At 59.6% G+C, this 21,828-nt stretch carries 23 protein-coding genes; 6 read left to right on the plus strand and 17 right to left on the minus strand.

The features are described 5' to 3' along the window. Window positions 1-25: 25 nt before the first annotated feature. Together J5276_RS22695 and J5276_RS22700 are read right to left on the minus strand one after the other, a co-directional pair. Complete coding sequence (locus J5276_RS22695) at window positions 26-1,561, minus strand: ABC transporter substrate-binding protein (protein WP_174012343.1); 1,536 nt, start codon at window positions 1,559-1,561, stop codon at window positions 26-28. A gap of 41 nt (window positions 1,562-1,602) precedes the next feature. Continuing rightward, window positions 1,603-3,423: an ABC transporter ATP-binding protein gene (locus J5276_RS22700; RefSeq protein WP_174012345.1), complete on the minus strand. Its 1,821-nt coding sequence runs from the start codon at window positions 3,421-3,423 to the stop codon at window positions 1,603-1,605. 524 nt (window positions 3,424-3,947) lie between these two features. Here J5276_RS22700 and J5276_RS22705 point away from each other — a divergent pair. Further along, on the plus strand, window positions 3,948-4,241 hold the full coding sequence (locus tag J5276_RS22705; RefSeq protein WP_174012347.1) for a putative quinol monooxygenase: 294 nt from the start codon (window positions 3,948-3,950) through the stop codon (window positions 4,239-4,241). Window positions 4,242-4,323: 82 nt separating this feature from the next. On the opposite strand, the gene J5276_RS22710 is transcribed toward J5276_RS22705, so the two are convergent. Beyond that, window positions 4,324-6,225: a bifunctional sugar phosphate isomerase/epimerase/4-hydroxyphenylpyruvate dioxygenase family protein gene (locus J5276_RS22710; protein WP_026331045.1), complete on the minus strand. Its 1,902-nt coding sequence runs from the start codon at window positions 6,223-6,225 to the stop codon at window positions 4,324-4,326. A 121-nt stretch (window positions 6,226-6,346) separates the two neighbouring features. Between J5276_RS22710 and J5276_RS22715 the strand changes: the two genes are divergently transcribed. After that, on the plus strand, window positions 6,347-7,042 hold the full coding sequence (locus J5276_RS22715) for a TetR/AcrR family transcriptional regulator (protein ID WP_111801969.1): 696 nt from the start codon (window positions 6,347-6,349) through the stop codon (window positions 7,040-7,042). On the opposite strand, the gene aroQ is transcribed toward J5276_RS22715, so the two are convergent. The 12 genes from aroQ to pcaD form a co-directional block, all read right to left on the minus strand. Next, a complete protein-coding gene (gene aroQ, locus J5276_RS22720) occupies window positions 7,014-7,457 on the minus strand; it encodes a type II 3-dehydroquinate dehydratase (RefSeq protein ID WP_004431014.1) in 444 nt (147 codons plus the stop codon). The two genes, J5276_RS22715 and aroQ, sit on opposite strands and share 29 nt — an antisense overlap. Continuing rightward, a complete protein-coding gene (locus tag J5276_RS22725) occupies window positions 7,454-8,341 on the minus strand; it encodes a shikimate dehydrogenase (RefSeq protein WP_019566995.1) in 888 nt (295 codons plus the stop codon). The genes aroQ and J5276_RS22725 overlap by 4 nt, the downstream gene beginning before the upstream one ends. A 58-nt stretch (window positions 8,342-8,399) precedes the next feature. Then, the gene (locus J5276_RS22730) at window positions 8,400-9,161 is read right to left on the minus strand and encodes an amino acid ABC transporter ATP-binding protein (RefSeq protein WP_004431018.1); all 762 of its coding nucleotides are present in this window, start codon (window positions 9,159-9,161) and stop codon (window positions 8,400-8,402) included. A 29-nt stretch (window positions 9,162-9,190) separates the two neighbouring features. Continuing rightward, complete coding sequence (locus J5276_RS22735) at window positions 9,191-10,030, minus strand: transporter substrate-binding domain-containing protein (protein WP_149916192.1); 840 nt, start codon at window positions 10,028-10,030, stop codon at window positions 9,191-9,193. A 34-nt stretch (window positions 10,031-10,064) separates the two neighbouring features. After that, entirely contained in the window at window positions 10,065-10,901 is an 837-nt protein-coding gene (locus J5276_RS22740) for a transporter substrate-binding domain-containing protein (RefSeq protein WP_004431022.1), read from the minus strand. Between the two features lie 43 nt (window positions 10,902-10,944). Continuing rightward, entirely contained in the window at window positions 10,945-11,595 is a 651-nt protein-coding gene (locus tag J5276_RS22745) for an amino acid ABC transporter permease (RefSeq protein ID WP_004431025.1), read from the minus strand. 10 nt (window positions 11,596-11,605) lie between these two features. Further along, on the minus strand, window positions 11,606-12,274 hold the full coding sequence (locus J5276_RS22750) for an amino acid ABC transporter permease (protein WP_004431026.1): 669 nt from the start codon (window positions 12,272-12,274) through the stop codon (window positions 11,606-11,608). A gap of 368 nt (window positions 12,275-12,642) precedes the next feature. Next, entirely contained in the window at window positions 12,643-13,704 is a 1,062-nt protein-coding gene (locus tag J5276_RS22755; protein ID WP_174012349.1) for a 3-carboxy-cis,cis-muconate cycloisomerase, read from the minus strand. Window positions 13,705-13,722: 18 nt separating this feature from the next. Beyond that, window positions 13,723-14,343, minus strand: a complete 621-nt coding sequence (gene pcaG, locus J5276_RS22760; RefSeq protein WP_174012351.1) for a protocatechuate 3,4-dioxygenase subunit alpha — start codon at window positions 14,341-14,343, stop codon at window positions 13,723-13,725. Window positions 14,344-14,345: 2 nt separating this feature from the next. Further along, complete coding sequence (pcaH, locus tag J5276_RS22765) at window positions 14,346-15,086, minus strand: protocatechuate 3,4-dioxygenase subunit beta (RefSeq protein ID WP_004431032.1); 741 nt, start codon at window positions 15,084-15,086, stop codon at window positions 14,346-14,348. After that, on the minus strand, window positions 15,083-15,505 hold the full coding sequence (pcaC, locus tag J5276_RS22770; protein WP_004431033.1) for a 4-carboxymuconolactone decarboxylase: 423 nt from the start codon (window positions 15,503-15,505) through the stop codon (window positions 15,083-15,085). Before pcaC ends, pcaH begins: the two co-directional genes overlap by 4 nt. Before the next feature lie 3 nt (window positions 15,506-15,508). Continuing rightward, window positions 15,509-16,306, minus strand: a complete 798-nt coding sequence (gene pcaD / locus J5276_RS22775; protein ID WP_174012353.1) for a 3-oxoadipate enol-lactonase — start codon at window positions 16,304-16,306, stop codon at window positions 15,509-15,511. Window positions 16,307-16,401: 95 nt separating this feature from the next. On the opposite strand from pcaD, the gene pcaQ reads away from it, so the two are divergent. Beyond that, a complete protein-coding gene (gene pcaQ / locus J5276_RS22780) occupies window positions 16,402-17,343 on the plus strand; it encodes a pca operon transcription factor PcaQ (RefSeq protein ID WP_019567002.1) in 942 nt (313 codons plus the stop codon). Here the strand turns inward: pcaQ and pobA are convergent. Further along, window positions 17,340-18,512, minus strand: a complete 1,173-nt coding sequence (gene pobA, locus J5276_RS22785) for a 4-hydroxybenzoate 3-monooxygenase (RefSeq protein WP_111789878.1) — start codon at window positions 18,510-18,512, stop codon at window positions 17,340-17,342. The genes pcaQ and pobA overlap by 4 nt on opposite strands. A gap of 119 nt (window positions 18,513-18,631) precedes the next feature. Here pobA and J5276_RS22790 point away from each other — a divergent pair, with 119 nt between their 5' ends. Beyond that, window positions 18,632-19,555 carry a helix-turn-helix domain-containing protein gene (locus J5276_RS22790; RefSeq protein ID WP_174012460.1) on the plus strand — a complete coding sequence of 308 codons (924 nt, stop codon included), beginning with the start codon at window positions 18,632-18,634 and terminating at the stop codon, window positions 19,553-19,555. Here the strand turns inward: J5276_RS22790 and J5276_RS22795 are convergent. Further along, window positions 19,525-20,286: an IclR family transcriptional regulator gene (locus tag J5276_RS22795; protein WP_004431042.1), complete on the minus strand. Its 762-nt coding sequence runs from the start codon at window positions 20,284-20,286 to the stop codon at window positions 19,525-19,527. The two genes, J5276_RS22790 and J5276_RS22795, sit on opposite strands and share 31 nt — an antisense overlap. A gap of 137 nt (window positions 20,287-20,423) precedes the next feature. Here J5276_RS22795 and J5276_RS22800 point away from each other — a divergent pair, with 137 nt between their 5' ends. After that, the gene (locus J5276_RS22800; protein ID WP_112154176.1) at window positions 20,424-21,131 is read left to right on the plus strand and encodes a 3-oxoacid CoA-transferase subunit A; all 708 of its coding nucleotides are present in this window, start codon (window positions 20,424-20,426) and stop codon (window positions 21,129-21,131) included. Continuing rightward, entirely contained in the window at window positions 21,128-21,823 is a 696-nt protein-coding gene (locus J5276_RS22805; RefSeq protein ID WP_004431045.1) for a CoA transferase subunit B, read from the plus strand. Before J5276_RS22800 ends, J5276_RS22805 begins: the two co-directional genes overlap by 4 nt. Window positions 21,824-21,828: the final 5 nt, after the last annotated feature.

Consider the following 21,828-nt stretch of genomic DNA (forward strand, 5'->3'; position numbering starts at 1 on the left):
GCGCTTTTAGGGAGGATAAGCCTGATTATTCGATGGTGACGTCGGTCAGCTTCAGGCGGTTATCCGGCGGTGCCACGAAACCCTTGACCCGCTTGTTGATGCCGTAAATGGCATTGGTGTTGTAAAGCGGAATTTCCAGCGCGCGCTCGGCGGCATAGGCGCCGACTTGCTTGAGGATCTTTTCGCGCTCGGCTCGGTCAGTCAGTGGGCGCTGCGATTCCAGCAGCTTGTCCAGCTTCTCGTCCTTGTCGTAAGGATTCCACTTTTCACCCGAGTGGTACATGGAATAGGCCGTGTTGTCGTAATCGAAGGTCCAGCCGCCCCATTTCTGCTGGAACATCGCGCCGGTCTTGCCCTGCGGGATGATGTCGTTCAGGAGCACGTTGGTCTCATAGGGCTTGATGGTGGCGGTGATGCCGACCATGGACAGATAGCTGGAGATGACCTGCGCGACTTCGTTCATCGTCGCATCGTTGCCTCTGATATCGATCTGCAGCGCCGCACCCGGCTTGACGCCGGCTTCCGCGAGCAGCTTCTTTGCGCCTTCCGGATCATAAGGCAGCGGCTTCAGATCGGCGTCGTAACCGAAGGACAGCGCGCTCTGGAAGCTGGCGATTTCCGAGGCCTGACCGGCAAGGATCGACTTGACGATCGTGCCGCGATCAACGGCCATAATGATGGCCTTGCGCACCTTGGGATCAGCGGTGATGCCGTCACGAGTGTTGAAACGCAGCGCATCCACCGTCGGGCCTGGAACGCTGACGATCTCCAGCTTGGAATCGCCTTCGATGACCGGGATCATGCCAATCGGGATGGTGGGAGGAATGACGAGATCGACGCGGCCGGCCTGCAATTCGGCAACTGCGGTCGCCGGCTCGGCGATGAAGCGGAATTCCAGTTCGGAGAGCTTTGGTGCGCCGCCCCAGTAATCCGGGTTGGCTTCCAGCTTGATGTTGGTCTTCGGCGCATAGGAGACGAATTTGAACGCGCCGGTGCCGACCGGGTTGAGGTTGAAGTTGTCTTCACCCTTTTCCTGAATGTATTTCGGCGGAACGATCATGCCGCCATAACCGGCAAGCTTGGTCAGAAGTACCGGATCGGGCGCCTTCAGCTTCATGTCGACGGTATAGTCGTCGATGACGTCGACGCTTTCGATGGCGACATAGTTGGAGCGCTGCGGGCCCTTGGCACCCTGTTCGCCGAGAAGGCGCTCGAAGGTGAACTTGACGGCGGCGGCGTTGAAGGGCTCGCCATTATGGAACTTGACGTTCTGGCGCAGCTTGAAGCGGATGCGCTTGCCTTCATCCAGCTCTTCCCAGGATTCGGCAAGGCCGGGCACGAGTTTCAGGTCCGGACCGCGATAGGTCAGGCCATCAAAGATGTTGGTGGCGACAGCTGCCCATTGCACCAGGAAGGTGTCGATCGGATCCCAGCTGCCGGGGTCCTGCGGGCTGGAAATGGTCATCTTGCCAGCGGCGAAAGCCGGCGCTGCGGTGAAGGCCGTGCCGGCCAGCGCAAGCGCGACGAACGTTGCCGTCATCCCCTTTTTGATTTTTGTCATCTACCTGTTCCTCTTCAGATGGTTACGGTTTTGGTTATTGTTCAGGCACTCTTCGCGATGAAGTGGCCTGGATTGATTTCCTCATGGGCGAGAATGGCGGGCTCATCGCCGACGCGGCGCACGGGATTGGGAATTTCGCCCTCGATCATGGCGATGCGGCGCTCGATCAGGGGATCGGCAACCGGCACTGCGGAAAGCAGCCGGCGCGTATAATCATGCGTGGGCGTTTCGAAGACCTGCTGGCGGCTGCCCATTTCCATGATCTGGCCGAGATAAAGCACGGCGACGCGGTGGCTCATCTTTTCCACCACCGCCATGTCATGGCTTATGAACAGGTAAGCAAGACCACGTTCCGCCTGCAAATCCATGAACAGATTGATGATCTGCGCCTGGATGGAGACATCGAGCGCCGACAGCGCTTCGTCGGCGATGATGAGCTTGGGATCGGAGGCGAGCGCGCGGGCAATGCAGACACGCTGCCGCTGGCCGCCCGAAAACTCGTGCGGATACCGCGATGCATGTTCCGAACTCAGACCCACCCGTTCCAGCAGTTCATCCACCCGGCGGCGCACCGCCTTGGCATCGTTGATCAGGCCGTGGGTATTGATCGGTTCGGCGATCGAGAAGCCTACCGTCTTGCGCGGATCGAGCGAGGCGAAGGGGTCCTGGAAGATATATTGCACTTCCTGCCGCATGCGGAAACGTTCCGCCGCCGACATCTCAGAATAGCCGCGGCCGTTGAAGGATATTTCGCCTGATACCGCCGATTGCAGCTGCTGGATTGTGCGACCGATGGTGGATTTGCCCGAACCGGATTCACCGACCAGCGCCAGTGTCTCCCCGGCGTGGATGTCGAAGCTGACCTTCTGCACGGCGCTGCAACGGTGCGTCGCCTTGCCGAACAGGTTCTTGCGAATATCGAAGCGAACGAACAGGTCGCGAACCGAAAGCAGCGGCTTCTCGTCGTATTTTGCGGTGTTCTGCACCCGTTCCTCGCCCACCACGACCGGCTGGCCATCCTGCAGGACGGTGAGCGGAAGGCGCTTGGGAAACTCTTCGCCGGTCATGCTGCCGAGGCGCGGAACGGCGGAAAGCAGCGCCCGCGTATAGGGATGCTGCGGATTGGCGAAGATGTCCTTGACCGGGCCTTCCTCAACCTTCCTACCCTTCCACATGACGACGACGTCATCGGCCATTTCCGCCACCACGCCCATGTCATGGGTGATGAAGACCATGCCCATGCCGAGCTTCTTTTGCAGGTCGCGCATGATGTTGAGGATCTGCGCCTGAATGGTGACATCAAGTGCCGTCGTCGGTTCGTCGGCGATCAGCAGCTTCGGCCGACAGGCAAGCGCCATGGCAATCATCACGCGCTGGCGCATGCCGCCGGAAAGCTGATGCGGATAACGGTGCAGAAGCTCGGCCGCATCCGGCAACCGCACCATGTCGAGCAACTTTTTTGCCTCGGCCATGGCCGCCGCCTTGCCCATTTTCTCGTGCAGGACAAGCACTTCGCAGATCTGGTCACCGATGGTGAAGACCGGGTTCAGCGATGTCATCGGCTCCTGGAAGATCATGGCGATCTCCTTGCCGCGGATCGACCGCATTTCCTTCTGCGATGCCTTCAGCAGATCCTTGCCTTCGAACATGATGCGACCGGCGGGGTAAGTCGCGCCCATCATATCCGCAAGACGCATGGTCGAGAGCGACGTGACCGATTTGCCCGATCCGGATTCTCCGACGATCGCCACTGTCCTGCCGGCTTCCACGGCAAAGGAAATATCGTCCACGACGCGGCTGTCGCCGAACTCAACGCTCAGGTTTTCAACCGAGAGGAGGGCGTTGCGGTTTGCGGCAGTCATATCAGCGTCTCCGGCTTGGCATGCGCGGCAATGCCGGCGCGGCCATCTGAAATAGTGAGGGGGCAAGGGCGTCGGGCAGGCGCGCGGGATGAAACGCTGTGCCGGAGGATGGGAGTGTCAAAAAGAAAGCGCATGGCGTTTCAGGCGCGATGTAGATTGGCTGCTGCCGGTCGATACGGAAATTGCGACCTGGTCGAAGTGCTACGGGCGACCTCACCGGTGCCGGTAAAATGCCTGTTGCCAGTCTCAGAATCGATGATGCACATGAACTTGTATTCCCCACCCCTTGTTTTACAAAAAAAGCTAACAAAACAGGACAATCATGTCCAGAGTGTTGAACAATTTTTGTATACTGCTCTACAAATACGCAAGTGCATTTATTTTGGGCGCGGGTGTGCCGAAGGGCCGGACCCCGATTAAGGGATGTTTTTAGTCTGTATTGAGGATGTATCGATTTCAGTGGTTGCGGGTGCCGCTGCCCGTGATACAGGCCGGACGAAGACCATTGAAAAAGGATACCGGGTATGACGAATAGAACGGGTGCGGTCAGGCTATCCGGCTTCCTAAGTTGCGCATCGGTGCAGGATGTCCAACTTGTAGAAAGCCATCTACCCGATCACATTCGCCTGACCAGAGCGGAGCCGGGCTGTATTTCCTTTGAGGTATCGCAGACCGAAGACCCCCTGATCTGGAGGGTGGAAGAGCTTTTTGTGGACCGCGCTGCTTTCGATTTTCATCAGCAGCGCACGCGCGCATCTAAGTGGTTTGTTGCCACCTCCGCCATTCCACGGGACTATGAGATAGTGACGCTGGCGTAAATAAAGACAGGGGCCGCAGCGGCATTCCTGCTGGCTGCGGCCTGTTTGCATTTTTGAAGCACCAGTGGACTGGTGTCTGCGCCTATTCCTTCGGCATGCCGATCGGTGGCGCAAGACGCCGCTGCGCAGCGATGCGGAAGGGGGCGTTCATCGCGCCATATCCGCCGTAGGCACCGCGCCTTTCGACGATTTCGAAGAAGAACCCTTCGCCGAAGGTGCGGCTGTATATCTGGAAATATTCGCCGTTGTCGTCCCGGTCGTAGAGGATGCTTGCTTCTCGGAGTGCGTCGGAGAATTCTGGTTCCAGCCCGAAGCGGGCCTCCAGATCGTCATAATAATTGCGCGAGATCGGCAGGGCGTGAAAGCCGCGCGCATGCAGAGCCTTGGCGGTGGCGAAGATATCGTCCGTGGCGAAGGCGATGTGCTGGATGCTGGTGCCGAAACCTTCCGCCAGAAATTTGCCGGCGAAGGTCTTTCGGTTGTCGGCGCCGTTCATGGTCAGGCGGAAACGCGGGGAGGGCACGCTTTCTATGGCCTGGCTGCGTACCAGACCGCCGGGATCGACCACATCCACCATCGGCGTGCGGCGCGTTGAAAACAGCGATGTGTAAAACAGAAGCCAGGTCAGCATTTCATCGTAATGCGTTGTTTGCGCAAGATGGTCGATGCGGGTCAGTCCGGTATTGCCTGCCGGTGCCGTCGCATCTACCGGTGCGAATTCATTGTCCCAGATGGAGGCGAGCGCCGTGGACCCGTCGAGGAAATAGATGACGCCATTGCCCACGCCCTGAATGGCTGGAACCGCGACTTCGCCGGATTTGCGCGGTTCGGCGAATGTCGGCGCGCCCAGCGCTGCCGCACGCGCAAGCGCTGCCTGCGCATCATCGACCTTCAGGCCGAATGCATAGGCATTGGTGCCGTGGATGGAGTAGGATGCACCGGCGAAACTCTCACCGGTACCGCCGGTATTGATAACGATGCGAATGTCGCCCTGCGTATAGAGATCGACATCGCGATTGCGGTGCCTCGCGGTTTTATCAAAACCGAGTGTGGCGAGCAGCGCTTCCAGATTGGCCTTTTCCTCCGGTGCCGTTGTGAACTCGACAAACTCCACGCCTTCCGTCTGCACCCGCTCAGGCATGGCGGGCGCCTCGATGCGGATGTCGGGCTCCAGACGGCGCACCTGATCCATGAGGTTGATGAGCGAACGATGGCCGTCCTCAGCCAAAAGGCGCGCCGAGCCACCGCGGAACTGGTCGTTGAAGATTTCGAGCGACAGCGGGCCGCTATAACCGGTTGCGGCGACAGCGCGCATGAAATCCACCACCGGCAGATCGCCTTCGCCGGGCATGTTGCGGAAATGGCGGCTCCAGTACAAGAGGTCCATGTCAATCAGCGGGGCGTCGGCCAATTGCACGATGAAGATCTTGTCGCCGGGAATGGAGCGTATGGAGTTGGGATCGATCTTGCGCGACAGCGTGTGGAAGCTGTCGAGGATGATACCGACATTGGGGTGATCGGCGCGGCGCACCACTTCCCACGCATCGCGATGATCGCTGATGTGCCGGCCCCAGGCCAGCGCCTCGTAGCCCACGCGAACACCATGCCTGGCCGCAAGCTCGCCAAGCTCATGGAAATCGGCGGCGGCGCGGTCTATGCCACCCAGCGACACCGGCGAGACATTCGAGCAGATCAGCATCAGATCGGTCCCGAGTTCGCCCATGATGTCGAATTTACGCCCTGCGCGCTCAAAGGCGCGGGCGCGGTGCGGTTCCGGCATGCCTTCGAAATCGCGGAACGGCTGGAAAAGCGTGATATCCAGCCCATGATCCGCCGCAAGGGCCTTCACCTCGCGCGGCGAGGCGTCGTAGGTCAGGAAATCGTTCTCGAAAATCTCCACGCCGGTGAAACCGGCTTTCGCAATGGCCGCCAGTTTCTCCGGGAATTCGCCGCTGATGGAGACGGTGGCGATGGAAGTACGCATTGGCACGCCCTGTTTGCCTGTGTCATAGCTCGCCATATTGCGTTCCTTTTCAGCGTTATGTACTAATTGGTTAATAATAGGGGTGCGGCGGCAAGCCGTATACCCTGCTGATGGATGGATCATGACAAAAAGCGCAACTTCGAATGGCACCAGCGAAACCCGGCAGGCGAAGCGCGATCCGGAAGGCGTGCGCCGAGACATTCTTTCCGTTGCGATGGAGGAGTTTTCGCAAAACGGCCTGTCGGGGGCGCGCATCGACGAGATCGCCGCCCGCACGCGCACGTCCAAGCGGATGATCTATTATTATTTTACCGACAAGGAAGGGCTTTACCAGCGCGTTCTTGAAGAAGCCTATGCCAAGGTGCGTGGCGGCGAGAGCGATCTCGAGCTGGACGGTCTGGAGCCGGTTGCGGCGCTCGAAAAGCTCTGTCGGTTCACCTTCGATCACCATCGCCGCAACCCGGCTTTCATCCGCATGGTGATGATCGAGAACATTCATCACGGCCGGCACATGCAATCGTCCGGAACGATCCGCCAGCTCAACCGGCCGGCCATCGATGCCCTGGAAAGCGTGCTGCTGCGCGGCCAGAGGAGCGGCATTTTCCGCAACGGCATCAATGCGCTGGAACTGCACTGGCAGATCAGCGCGCTGTCCTTTTTCAACGTCTCGAACGTCGCAACCTTCTCTTTCATCTTCGGCGACGGGCTGTTTACCGAGAAGGGTCAGCAAACATTGTCGCATCACGTCAGCGACATGGTGTTGCGATATGTGCTGAGCCCGGACCATATCACGAAGATCGGGAAAGACGGCCGATGAGGTGGCTGAGCGCCACCCCGTAACCTTCGATGCCGAGACCGGCGATCACGCCTTCGGCGCGCGTCGAGATATAGGAATGGTGGCGGAAGATCTCCCGTTTGTGGATGTTGGAAATGTGAACCTCGATCACTGGTGCCTCGAAGGTGTTGAGTGCATCGAGGATCGCCACCGAGGTATGGGTAAAGGCACCGGGATTGATGACGATGCCTGCCGATGTGCCGCGCGCCGCATGGATCCAGTCGATCAGCTCGTATTCCCGGTTGCTCTGGGCAAAGAATATCTCGTGGCCCGCCGCCTCGGCAATCGCGCGGCAATTGGCCTCCACATCGGCCATCGTTTCGTAGCCGTAGATTTCCGGCTGGCGTTGGCCGAGCAGGTTGAGGTTCGGTCCGTTAAGTATGGTGAAAAGGCTCACGCCACACCCTCTTTCGTGCAAATTTCGGTAAAATGTGCCGTCATGCGCTCGGCATCAGGTTCACGGCCGCAGAACAGCCGAAACGCGCCAACAGCCTGAAACACCGTCATGCCGCCGCCGGGCAGGGTGCGACAGCCTTTTTGGGCCGCCGTCGCAAGAAGCTCGGTCACCAGCGGCATATAAACGATATCGGCCACCCAGTGCCGTTGTTCAAGGAGGTCGGCCTTGACCGGCATGCCGGGATGGGCGGGCATGCCCATCGGTGTGGCGTGGATCAACCCATCCGCGAAGGGCAGGGAATCTGCCGGGTCTTTCACGGCAAAGGCGTGGCCTTCGCCAAAACGGGCGTTGAGTTCGGCAGCCAGATGATCTGCGCGGCTGAAATCGCGGTCGCAGATATCGAGATGGGTAATGCCGAGTTTCAGCGCCGCATGGGCCACCGCAACGCCTGCACCACCAGCACCGACCAGCAGCGCCCGGTCGCGTTTCGCATCCGGCAGGCCGCGCATGAAGCTTTCGTAAAATCCGTACCAGTCCGTATTGTGCCCAATGCGACGTCCGTCCTTGAAGACGACGGTGTTGACCGCGCCGAGCATGCGGGCATCATCAGACAATTCATGCAGGTGCGGAAGTACCGCCTGCTTGAATGGATGGGTAATGTTGGTGCCAGCAAAGCCGCGCGATTCCAGCTCATTGAGCAGATCGGGAAGCGCGCTTTCCGGCAGCTTGCGCGCCACGACATCGACAAGCTCATAGGAATAATCGAGGCCGTGGGCAGCCCCTTCGCGCATGTGCAGCGCGGGAGATTTGGAAAGCTGGATGTCGGCGCCAATCAGGCCGACCTTGAAGGATTTGGTGTCTGTCATGTTCAGGTCATCGCTCATCGAACGTGGTGGGAGAGGCGGGGGTCATCCCCGCCTGCCTGTCGGCTCCGGGTGAGCCTCAGTGATGGGCGAGAATTTCGCCGAGGAATGTGCGGGTACGCTGGTGCTTGGGATCGCGGAAGAACTCGTCCGGCGGGCCTTCCTCGATGATTTCGCCTTCCGACATGAAGACCACACGGTCGGCAACCTGCCGGGCAAAGCCCATTTCATGGGTCACGCAGATCATCGTCATGCCGTCGCGGGCAAGACCGATCATCGTGTCGAGCACTTCCTTGACCATTTCCGGATCAAGCGCCGAAGTCGGCTCATCGAACAGCATGGCTTTCGGCTCCATGCAGAGCGCACGGGCAATCGCTGCGCGTTGCTGCTGGCCGCCGGAAAGCTGCGCCGGATATTTATCGGCCTGATTGAGAATGCGCACGCGCTCCAGATATTTGCGCGCGGTCGCTTCCGCATCGGCTTTCGACAGGCCCTTCACCCGCATGGGCGCGAGGGTGCAGTTTTCCATGATGGTCTTGTGCGGGAAGAGATTGAAGCTCTGGAACACCATGCCCACTTCACGGCGAACGGCATCGATGGCGCGGGTCGAATCCGAAAGCGTGGTTCCTTCGACCGTGATCTTGCCCTCCTGGATTTCTTCCAGATGGTTGATGCAGCGGATAAGGGTGGATTTTCCTGAACCCGACGGGCCGCAAAGAACGATTTTTTCGCCTTTGCGAACCGTCATGTTGACGCCTTTCAGCGCATGGAAGGCTCCATACCACTTTCCAACCCCTTCAAGGGCGATCAGCGGAGCCTGTGCGGCGGAGGATTGCGACATGGAACTTTCCTTCATGCTGGGAAGCAGCGTTAGTTAACGGTGTAGGGAATGTCAGGAAGCGAGGCCGGGAAGTCCGGAACCGGGCGCTTCATCCATTTGGCATAGACTTTTGCGAGCTCGCCATTGGCCTTGGCTTTGTCGAGCCAAGCGTTGAGTGCCTCGTTCCAGTCCTTTTCACCGGGGCGCGTGGCGGCGCTGTTGTAGAGGGTCACGAGGTCGAACTTTACCTCGTAATCCTTGCCGCCAGCCGCTGCGAGACGGTCACCATAAAACTGGTTGCCGCCGATTGCCTCGATCTGGCCCGACAGGATCGCCTGAATGGTGGCGGCGTCATCGTCGAAACGCAGAATTTTTGCCTTGGTGCCGGCACCTGCGGTCAAAGCCGTGTCCATCGGACTGGATTTCGGCGCGCCGACGGTCATTCCCGTGAGATCGTCGAAGTTGGCGATCTTCTTGTCCTTGGTGGCATAGACCGACATGACGTTATGCGCGTAAGGCTGCGCATATTGTACGTTTTTCGCGCGTTCCGGCGTCATCCCCATCGACGCGAACAGGGCATCGACCTTTCCGGTGCGAAGCGACGGGATGCGGTTGGCGACTGCAAGCGGTACGAACTCCACTTTCAGTCCAAGATAGTCCGCAAACCCGCGGGCTAAATCCGCATCATAACCTTCCTGAACACCAGAGGAGTTTATGAAACCCCAGGGCGCGTTGTCGCCCTGAATGCCGATGATGATCTTGCCGCTGGACTTTGCTTCTTCAAGTGTTCTGGCTTCTGCGCCTGCGGGTGTCAGGATTGGCAGCAAAGCTGCTGCCAATCCGATGGCGATGGCTGTTCGCCAACGCGTCTGTTTGTTAAAGATTCCCATTGGTTACTCCTCCCAATCCAGCCTCTTCCGGTCTTCACTTCACGGTGAAAGGAATATCCGGCAGGCTTTCCGGGAAAGCGGGAACTTCGCGCTTCATCCACTTGTCGTAGATCTTGGCAAGCTGGCCATCCGACTTGATCTTGTCGAGGAAGGCGTTGACGGTCTCGTTCCAGTCCTTTTCACCCGGACGAGTGCCGGCGCCGTTGTAAAGCGTCGTCAGGTCGAACTTCGGCTCGTATTTGCCGTTGGCAGCCTGATTGAGGCGGTCGCCATAAAACTGGTTGCCACCGACAACCTCGACCTGGCCGGAAATCAGCGCCTGAATGTTGGCGGCATCATCGTCAAAGCGCAGGATCTTGGCCTTGGAGCCTGCACCTGCCGTGATCGCCGTGTCCATGGCGCTGGACTTCGGAACGCCGACGGAGACGCCGGTCAGATCGTCATAGTTGCCGATCTTCTTGTCCTTGGGGCCGTAGACGGAAAGCACGTTACCGGCATAGGGCTTGGAATACTGGATGGTCTTGGCGCGCTCGGCGGTCATGCCCATGGTTGCGAACAGCAGGTCGACCTTGCCCGTCAGAAGGGCCGGAATGCGGTTTGCCACGGCAAGCGGTACGAATTCCACCTTGACGCCGAGATATTCGGCAAACGCCTTGCCGATATCGGCATCGAGGCCGTCCTGAACGCCGCTCGAATTGACGAAGCCCCATGGCGAATTGTCGCCCTGAATGCCGATTACTACCTTGCCCTTGGCCTTGGCCTCATCCACCGTGCCGGCGAAGGCGTCGACCGGTGCGATAAAGGGCAGGGCGACCGTCGCTGCGGCGAGCGCGAGCAGGGTGCGACGTGAGAATTTACCGTTGGATTTCATCTTTTGCTCCTCCTTACAAAGCTTGATGACATGTTGATGGGTATTAGCGGGAAGCGGCTTGCATCCGCTTTTCTACACTGGCGCCCCACAGGGAAAGCGGCCAGCAGATCAGGAAATACATGATGCCGACGATGGCAAAGACCGTCAGCGGACGGAACGTCTGGTTGGAGACGATCTGGCCGGCGCGGGACAGTTCGACAAAGCCGACAATGGCGGCAAGCGACGTGCCCTTGATGAGCTGCACCAGAAAACCGATGGTGGCGGGCAGCGAAATCTTGAAGGCCTGCGGCAGAACCACGTCTTTCATTCGCGACACGTAGTGCAGGCCAAGCGCGTTGGCGGCTTCGGTCTGACCCTTCGGCACAGCCTGGATGCCACCGCGCCAGATTTCACCCAGAAAGGCGCTGGCATGCAGGGTGAATGCGATGGCGACCGCAATCCAGGCATCCACATTCAGGCCCGCAAGCGCCACGCCGTAATAAACGACGAAAAGCTGCATCAGGAGCGGTGTGCCCTGGAAAATCGCGATGAATCCGGTGCTGGCGCGCTGGATCGCCGGGGTTTCGGCAACGCGGCCAAGCGCGACGCAAAGACCGAAAATGCCGCCGCCGATGAAGCCGATCAGGGTCAGCGCAAGGGTCCATTTCAGGCCCTGCAGCAGGAAGAACAATTCGTTGGAACCGATGGATGCCATTGTCTTTTCCTCACTTGACCGGATAGCTGAACGATGTGCGGGAGATGAGGGAAAATACCCCCATCATCAGCGAGGAAATTACCAGATAAAGCAGCGTGATCGAGAAATAGACCTCAAAGGAGCGGAAGGTGTCCGCTTCGATCTGCTGGGCCACCGAGGTCAGCTCGTAAGCCGCAATCGAGGTACAGACCGAAGTGGTCAGCGTCAGCATGATGAACTGGCTGGTGAGTGACGGATAGACCGCGCGAAGCGCCGGCTTCAGAATGATGTGCCGGAAGATCTGCGCCCGGTGCAGGCCAAGCGCCAATCCCGCCTCAACCTGACCCTTGGGAATAGAATCGACGCCGCCGCGAATGATTTCAATGGCATAAGCGCCGCCGTTCAACGCAAGCGCAATGATTGCCGTGACCGTGGGGTTAAGCTTGATGCCGATTTGCGGCAGGGCGAAGAAGATGAAGAATATCTGCACCAGAAACGGCGTGTTGCGAATGGCTTCCACGAATCCGATGACCAGACCGCGCAGCAGCTTGAAGCGCGAGCGGCGGGCCACGACGCCGAGAACCCCGATGACGGTGGCAAGCGACATGCCGGCGATTGCAAGGCCGATCGTTGCAAGACAGGCCAGAAGCAGCTCGGGCAGACGGTCTATAACCGCCGAAAAATCGAGACTGTAAGACATATTTCCTCCCAACCCGTTCGGGTCCGAACAGACGTTTCGCCTTGTTCGCATCGCTTTGGAAACCCTGTGGCTCCAAAGCCCTCCGTTTGTTTTTACCGTGCCGGGGAAGCTCCACACTTCTGTGCCAGCATAGCGTTAACCTGAATGTTTGTACCAGTTAGTTCAATTTTATGTCAAGCGCCAACTCCGGTTAGAAACAGCTTAAAGATCACTTTTTCTTCATTCATCTTGTTCAAGAAAGTCGTTTTTTATCAACGACTAATGTGATTGGTCGCAAGCGTTTTCATCGCGCGCCCGCGCCATTCCCATCTCGCTGGCAAAAGCGCCCGAAGGCCGCTCAGTCCTCGCGAAAATCTGTCATTCCCTCTTTATTCTTCGCTTGCTCCCAGCCGGTCGATCTGCCTCGCGAGGCGCTCGGCGATCAGGAGTGAGGACCCCGTTGCCGTCACCATTTGCGGCAGCGACAGCCATTCGAGCATCCAGCCCGCGCCCGAACGTTCCTGTTCGTGTACGAGAGACTGGTGCAACGCCGAAATCTGCACGGCGTTGAAGCGTGCCAGCGTCACCAGCGTTTCCGCATTGACCGGGTTCTGCTTGTGCGGCATCGCCGAGGAACCACCCCCGCCGCTCATGCGAATTTCGGCGCCGACTTCGGCCAGAAGCGCGATATCCTGCCCGAACTTGCCAAGCGTGCCGGTGACGAGCGACAGCAGATTGGCAAGCTCGGCGATACCGTCGCGCTGGCTGTGCCACTGCGGCCTGTCAGAAAGGCCGAGGCGCTTTGCGAGATCGGCGCGGACAGTGCCGGCATTGTCGCCGAGCTTTTCCAGCGTGCCGGCCGCGCCGCCGAACTGGACGGCAAAACCGTGCTGCAAAAACGTGTCGATCCGAACCAGATGCCGTTCCAGCGGATCGATCCAGCTTGCCACCCTGTCGCCGACCGTGATGGCGATGGCGGCCTGCATGCGGGTATATCCCGTCAGCGGGTTGCTGCCATCGCGGGCCGCAATATCACCCAGCGTATCGATGAGGCGGCCGAGCCGTGCCGCGATGATTTCCGCTGCCGCCTTCAGCCGCAGCATCAGGCTGGTATCGATGACATCCTGGCTGGTGGCGCCGAAATGCAGCTTTTCCGCCGCAGTACCGGCAACCGCCGCCCGCATCTGCCGGACAAGTTCCGGCACCACAACGCCGTCCTTGGCGACGCCATGGCGAAGCGCGGTGGTATCGGCGGCAAAATCGGAAAGGCGGGAGACGATCGCATCCGCCGCATCCGCTTCAATGACGCCCGCCCCGGCTTGCGCCTGCGCCAGCGCCGTCTCGAAACGGATCATGGCATCGATATCCGCTCTGGCCGAAAACAGCTCAACGATTTCGCTGTCGCCAAAAAGGCCGGAGAGAAACGGATGTTCAAAGGGGGAAAGGCTCATCTCAGGTTACGGCTCCGCTCAGATATCGAAAAACACGGTTTCGCCCTCGCCCTGAAGGCGGATATCGAAACGATAGATGTTTCCTTCCTCCTTTTTGGCGACAAGGGTGGCGATGCGGCTTTTCTGCTCGACGCGGGCAAGGACCGGATCGGCCGCATTGGCCTCCTGCTCTTCGGGAAAATACATGCGGGTTTGCAGGCCGATATTGATACCGCGCGCCACGATCCAGAAAGTGATGTGCGGCGCCATCCACCGGCCGTCGCGGAAGGGCACCTTGCCGGGCTTGATGGTGTCGAAGATGAATTCGCCGGTATCCATGTCGCCGGGCGAGCGGCCCCAGCCGGTGAAATTCGGATCCGCCTTGCCGCGTGTTTCGCTGGGGCTGTTGTAATAACCGTCCGTATCCGCCTGCCAGATTTCGATCAGGGCGTCCTTCAGCGGTATGCCAGCGCCGTCGTAGACCGTGCCACGCACGCTTACGCGTTCGCCGCGAGCCTTGTCGTTATAGAGCGCGCCGGAGCCCAGGTCCTTTTCGAACACGCCCTCGATGCCAACGAAATTGGGGGTGCAGCCGATATGGACATATGGACCTGCCGTCTGCGACGCTGATTCCTTGAGATAACTGAGCGGCTGGACCATGATCAGTTGCCTTCCTTGCGATTTTCGAAAAACGTGGAGCGGCGGCCGCGAAGCACGATGTCGAACTTGTATGCCAGCATGTCCATGGGAATGTTTGAATTCATATCCAGCGGCGCGATCAGCCGCTTGATCGCATCCTCGTCCGGGATGGTTTTGACGATCGGACATTTCCAGATCAGCGGATCGCCTTCGAAATACATCTGGGTTATCAGCCGCTGGGCAAAACCGTGGCCGAAGACCGAGAAGTGGATATGGGCAGGCCGCCAGTCGTTGACGCCGTTCGGCCAGGGGTAAGCGCCCGGCTGGATGGTCTTGAACCAGTAATAACCGTTCTCATCCGTGATCGTGCGGCCGACGCCGCCAAAATTCGGATCGATGGCGGCGAGATAGGTTTCCTTCTTGTGGCGATACCGCCCGCCGGCATTGGCCTGCCAGAATTCCACGAGCGCACCGTCCACGCCGCGGCCGCGCTCGTCCAGCACCCGGCCGTGGACCAGAATGCGCGGGCCAATCGGCATTTCGCCAGGGCGGGCATAATTGAGGATCAGGTCGTTATCCAGCTCGTTCAGCAGGCTGTGGCCGAAAACCGGCCCGGTGATCTCGCTTTTGGTGCCTTCCAGCGAAATCAGGGCGCGCTGCGGAGAACGCAGGATAGAGGTCTTGTACCAGGGAGCATAGGCCAGCGGATGAATATCGCGGTCGCGTGCGAAGAACGGCCCGGTTTCGGGCTTTGTATTACTCATTTCGTCTCCTCCTCGTCGCGGGAACTATCGGCTTTCATGCCGGCCAGAGCAAGCTTGGCGGTCTTGAAAGCGTGGTTGGCGGCGGGCACGCCGGCATAGATTGCGACATGCAGCAGCGCTTCGCGAATATCCGCTTCGGTGGCGCCGGTATTGGCGGTGGCGCGCACATGCATGGCAAGCTCCTCGTCCTGACCGAGTGCGGCAAGCAAGGCGATGGTGACCATCGAGCGCTCGCGCTTCGTCCAGTGGTTACCGGACCACACCGTGCCCCAGGCCGCTTCGGTGATGAGCTGCTGAAACGGCTGATCGAACCCCGTCGTCACCGTCTGCGCGCGGTCGACATGCGCGTCACCGAGCACGGCGCGGCGCGTTTTCATGCCCTGCTCAAATCTCTCGTTCTTGTCGATATTGTCCGCCATCTGTCAGTGCTCCGGCAAGGTCTTCAGAAAATCACCGACCGCCTGCGCATAGGCGAGCGGCTGTTCAAGGCATGGAATGTGGCCGCAGCGTGCAATGGTGGCGAGACGGCTTGCGGGAATGAGGTCCGCCAGCGATTGCACCAGTGCTGGCGGTGTCGACCCGTCTTCATCGCCCGCCACGCAGAGCGTCGGAACAGCGATGCGACCCGCTTCGTGCGTGAAATCGGCATCGCGTATGGCGGCGCAGGTGCCGCTGTAACCGGCCTCCGGCTGTTGGGAAAGCATGTTGCGCGCGCCCGCATAAACCACGTTGTCCGGCTGGCGAAAGGCTGGTGTGAACCAGCGCTCCATCACCGGATCGATCAGCGAGGCAAGGCCGTCTGCGGCGATCTTGTCGATGCGCGCGTTCCACATCTCGGTGGTGCCGATCCTGTGGGCGGTATTGCTGAGCACAAGGGCACGCACGAGATCGGGACGCCGGGCATAAAGTCCCTGTGCAACCAGTCCACCGACTGACAGACCCCAGATGACCGCATTGTCGACGGAAAGATGATCGAGGATGGCAATCAGGTCGTCCGCGTGATCGTCTATCGAATAGGCAGGGCGGCCGATATCGGACAGGCCATGGCCACGTTTGTCGTGCAGGACGAAAGCATAGTTGTCGCCAAGTTCCGCAATCACCGCATCCCAGATACGGAAATCGGTGCCAAGCGAATTGATAAAGGCGATGACCGGCTTGCCGCTTTCCAGTTCGTGCGCACGATAATGGATCGCGTTTTCGCCACAGCGCAGAAAATGCATGAGGTACGTCCTCCTGTTGACGATATTGCAAGCACGTTCCGGTTAAGTAAAATGACATTATCGGTGAAAAGTATAACCAATGGATTATATGTTAGATGGTCGAGCAGCGTATAAAGTTCCGGCATCTTCAGACATTCGTGGAGGTGGCGCGCCAGAAAAGCGTCATTCGTGCGGCAGAAATCCTGCATGTCAGCCAGCCGGCGGTAACGAAAACCATCCGCGAACTCGAGGAGATTCTGGGCGTCTCGCTGTTCGACCGCGAGGGGCGCGGCATCCGCATCAGCCGCTATGGCGAGGTGTTCCTGCGCCATGCCGGGGCAACGATGACGGCACTTCGCCATGCGGTCGATTCCGTCTCGCAGGAGGCGGCGCGTGCCGGCCCGCCGGTTCGCGTCGGTGCCTTGCCGACCGTATCGGTGAGGATCATGCCGAAAGCCATGGCGGGATTTCTTTCGGAAAAAACCGGCAGCCCGGTCAAGATCGTCACCGGTGACAATGCCGTTCTTCTGGAGCAGTTGCGCGTCGGCGATCTGGATCTCGTCGTCGGGCGCCTGGCTGCGCCGGAAAAAATGGCGGGCTTTTCCTTCGAGCATCTCTATTCCGAAAAGGTGCGGTTCGTCGTGCGCGCCGGCCATCCGCTGCTGTCGCCGGGCATTTCGGTTTTCGATCACCTGCACGAGTTCCCGGTATTGATCCCCACCCGCCAGTCGGTAATCGGTCCCATCGTTGAGCAGTTCCTGATCGCCAATGGGGTGCCGGCCTTGCCGATCCGCATCGAAACGGTATCGGATGCGTTTGGCCGCGCGTTCCTGCGCACCAGTGATGCCGTCTGGATCATTTCGGAAGGCGTGGTCGCAGGCGATGTGGCAGATGGAACTCTGGCGATCCTGCCGGTCGATACCGGCGATACCAGCGGCCCGGTCGGATTGACGGTGCGAGCCGATACGCAGCCCTCACTGCCGCTGTCGCTGCTGATACAGGCCATTCGCGAAGCTGCGCGCGAACTGCTCGACCCGAAGCCCGAAACTGTTTCCTAATAGGGAAGCCCGACATAGTTTTCCGCAAGCGCCGTGGAGGCCGCGCGGGAATGCACGAGGTAATCCAGCTCCGCTTCCTGGATGCGCTGGCCAAATTCGCCGGTATCGGGAAAGCGGTGCATCATTGTCGTCATCCACCAGGAAAAGCGCACGGCCTTCCAGACGCGAGATAGCGCTTTCTGCGAATAGGAATCGATGCCCGCTTCCGACCCTTCACGATAAAATTCGATGAGCGCCTCGCTGAGATAATGCACGTCGCTGGCAGCAAGGTTGAGGCCCTTGGCGCCGGTCGGCGGCACGATGTGGGCGGCGTCGCCCGCCAGAAACAACCGCCCGAAGCGCATCGGTTCGCACACGAAGGACCGAAGCGGTGCAATGGATTTTTCAAATGACGGCCCAGTCACCAGGGCATCGGCGTGGTTTTCCGGCAGGCGGCGGCGGATTTCATCCCAGAAGCGCTCATCGCTCCAGTCCTCCGGCCGGTCTTCCAGCGAACATTGCAGGTAATAGCGGCTGCGCGTGTGCGAGCGCATGGAACAGAGCGCAAAACCACTGGGATGGTTGGCATAGATGAGTTCGTGGCTGACGGGTGGCACTTCGGCCAGAATACCGAGCCAGCCGAAAGGATATATCTTTTCGAATTCCTTGATCGAGCGCTCAGGCACGGATTTGCGGCTGACGCCGTGAAACCCATCGCATCCGGCAATAAAATCACAATCTATCCGATGGCTTACGCCGTCTTTTTCATAGGTGACATAGGGGCTGGTGCCGTCGAAATCATGCGGCTCCACGTTCGAGGCTTCATAGATTGTGGTAAGCCCCGCTTTTTCGCGGGCATCCATCAGGTCGTGCGTCACCTCCGTCTGACCGTAGACCGTTACCCGTTTGCCGCCGGTCAGATCGAAGAGGTCGATACGGTGATCGCGCCCGTCAAAGGCCAGCGAGAAACCGTCATGTGGCAGACCTTCCTTGTGCAGGCGTTTGTCGGCGCCAACCTTTTCCAGAAGGTGCACTGTACCTTCTTCCAGCACCCCGGCGCGGACCCGACCGAGGATGTAGTCCTTGCCGGCCCGGTCGAGAATGACGGTATCGATGCCTTCATTGGCAAGCAGCTGACCAAGCAGCAGACCCGAAGGACCGGAGCCGATGATGACGACCTTGGTGCGCATTAGTTTCCTCCCGGAATTGTCTCCTGTCAGGAAATTGACCAAAGCGCGCGACAAGCTCAATGGACTTTCTGATGCGTAAATTGCACAATTCGACCATGATGAGCGGAGCCGGGGGTGACATGCGGGTTGCGGCGAATGAAGGCCTATATGGCGAGGAGACTGCGCAAGGAACCGCTTTCCGCTTTCATTGCGAGACGCTTTTTTCCAGAAGCAGCCTGCATCGCTTTGAAATCGGCCTGCACCGGCATGCCGCGTTCCTGCAAATCTTGTACATTTGGGGCGGCGAGGGCGATGCATTGCTGGATGGCCGCACCGAGGCTATCCGCCCACCGGTCGCCATTGTCGTGCCGCCGGGTTTCGAGCACGGCTTTCGTTTTTCGCGCGATATTGGCGGGGTGATCGTCACCGTGCTGCCGGGCGCGCTTGCCGCATCCGTGCAGGCGCTGCTGCTGCGGAATTTCCAGCAGCCCGTGTTGTTGCCGTTGCAGGATTTCTCCGAGGGCGAGCGATTGCGCAGGGATTTCGAAAATATCTCCGCGGAGTACGAAAGCCACGAGATAGGCCGGGAGGCCATGATCGAAGGTCAGCTTGCCACCGTGGCTGCACTTCTTGCACGAGCGGCGCGGCCTCTAGTGGAAAGAACCGGGGAAGGTCCTGCGGAACAGCGCTTCGAACTCCTGCTGTCACTGATCGCCCGACATATTCGCGAGCCGCGCAAAGCGGCGTTTTATGCGCAGAAGCTCGGCCTTTCCGAGACCCATCTCAACCGTCTCGTCCGTTCCGTTTCCGGCCTCAGCCTGCAACGGCTTGTTGCCAGGCGACAGATCGAGATCGCCCAGCAGGAACTGATCTTCACCGTATCGACCGTTCAGATGATTGCGGAAGATCTCGGTTTTGCCGACCCGGCCTATTTCAACCGCTTCTTCAAGCGGGAAACAGGCATGACACCGCGGGCATGGCGATTGGCTGAACGGCGGAAAATGGGAGATGACGGCGCGGCTTCGGCCTCAGCTCAGGCAAGCATTCTTCCCAGTTCACGCTGAACGGAAAGCAGTGCCGGCAGATAACGCTCCACCAGATCGTCCATCGACGCTACCGAGGCGGCAAGCCCGACATTGAGTGCTGCGACCGTCTGCCCACGCACGGTTTTCACCGGCACGGCAATGGAGCGAAGGCCGATCTCCACCTCCTGATCGATCAGGGCATAACCGCGATTGCGGGTCGCCTCGAGTTCGTCGAGCAGGGCGTCGATACCGGTCATCGTCTTTTCCGTCCGTGCCACCAGCCGCGAGTGTTCCAGGACCTCGCGCTGCCGTTCCGGTGTAAGGGCTGAGAGGAGAACGCGGCCCATGGACGTGCAATAGGCGGGCAGGCGCGAGCCAGGCATGAGGGCGATGGACATGACCCGCTGCTGGGCGGCGCGCGCCACATACACGATTTCGGTATCGTCCAGAATGGAGACTGATGTGCTGTGGCCGATCTCTTCCGAAAGACGGTCGAGAAGGGGCTGGACGATGCGCGGCAGCGGCATGGTGGCAAGACAGCCGGTGCCAAGCCGCAGCACCTTGGGCGTCACAGTGAAGAACTTGCCGTCATAGGCGGCGTAACCCATTTCCGACAGTGTCAGCAGACAGCGCCGCGTGGTGGCGCGGTCAAGGCCTGCGATGTCAGCGGCATCTGATATGGACAGGCGCGGGCGCTCGGCGCTGAACGCCTCGATCACCTTCAGCCCCTTGGCGAGACCGCCCATCATGTCTCTTTCATTGACGGCCATGTCACGCTCCATTTGTGCGATATACGAACAAAAATCATATAACGCACAAAATTGTTGCCGTCGAGGCGGATTCGGATTTAGCTCTGCGCCAAAGCAGCCTTGCGAGTTCCCATTGCTGGGCTGGATGGAGGATTGATATGGACAAGACAATCAAGAGCGCGACTGATGCCATTTCCGGTATCGGCGACGGCGCGACGGTGATGATCGGCGGTTTTGGCGGCTCCGGCGCGCCCATCGAGCTGATCCACGCCCTGATCGACAAGGGACCGAAAAACCTGACGGTCATCAACAACAACGCCGGCAATGGCCGTATCGGCATTGCCGCAATGATCGATGCGGGCATGGTCAAGAAGATGATCTGCTCGTTTCCGCGCTCTTCCGATCCGCGCGCTTTCACCGACAGATATCTGGCCGGCGAAATCGAGCTGGAACTTGTGCCGCAGGGCACGCTTGCCGAGCGTATCCGTGCCGGTGGCGCCGGCATTCCGGCATTCTACACCCCGACTGCCTTCGGCACGGAGCTTGCCAATGGCAAGCCGATCGCCGAATTCGACGGCCGGTCGTATGTTCAGGAACGTTGGCTGAAGGCGGATTTCGCCATCGTCAAGGCTGAGCTTGGCGATACCTACGGCAATCTCACCTACAACAAGGCGGGGCGCAATTTTAACCCGCTGATGTGCATGGCGGCAGCCACCACCATCGCCCAGGTCTCCAAGATCGTCGCTGCCGGCGAGATCGACCCCGAGCATGTCGTCACGCCAGGCATTTTCGTCAACGGCGTCGTGGAGATCGCCGATCCGCAACAGGAAGAAGTCCTCATTCGCGCGGGAGTAGCCTACGCATGACCCAGCCAATCAACACTCGCGACGATATCAAGCTTTCCAACGCCCAGATCGCCTGGCGCGCGGCGCAGGACATCGAGGATGGCGCTTACGTCAATCTCGGTATCGGTTTTCCCGAAATGGTCGCCCGTTACCAGCCGCCCGGCCGTCAGGCTATCTTCCACACCGAAAACGGCATCCTGAATTTCGGCGAAGCGCCGCCGGAAGGTGAAGAGGACTGGAACCTCATCAATGCCGGCAAGAAGGCCGTGACGCTGAAGCCGGGTGCCTCCTTCTTCCACCACGCCGACAGCTTCGCCATGGTGCGCGGCGGGCATCTGGATGTGGCGATCCTCGGCGCCTATCAGGTGGCGCAGAATGGTGATCTCGCCAATTGGCGCGTTGGCTCCAAGGGCGTGCCCGCCGTTGGCGGCGCCATGGATCTGGTGCATGGCGCCAAGCAGGTTTTCGTCATCACCGAACATGTGACGAAGAACGGCGAGCCGAAGCTTGTCGAAAAATGCGCCTTTCCGCTGACCGGCGTCGGCTGCATCACCCGCATCTACACCAGCCATGCGGTGATTGACGTCGTGGATGGCCGTTTCGTTTTGCGCGAAAAGCTGGCGGCGATGAGCTTCGATGAATTGCAGGCCATGACCGGCGCGCCTCTCCATGTCGATGGCGAAGTCGCCGATCTTGTCGCCCCGGAACTTTGAGGAAC

Origin of the sequence: Agrobacterium sp. S7/73, from assembly GCF_019355535.1 — a bacterium.
In the GTDB taxonomy this organism is placed as follows: Bacteria; Pseudomonadota; Alphaproteobacteria; order Rhizobiales; family Rhizobiaceae; genus Agrobacterium; species Agrobacterium tumefaciens.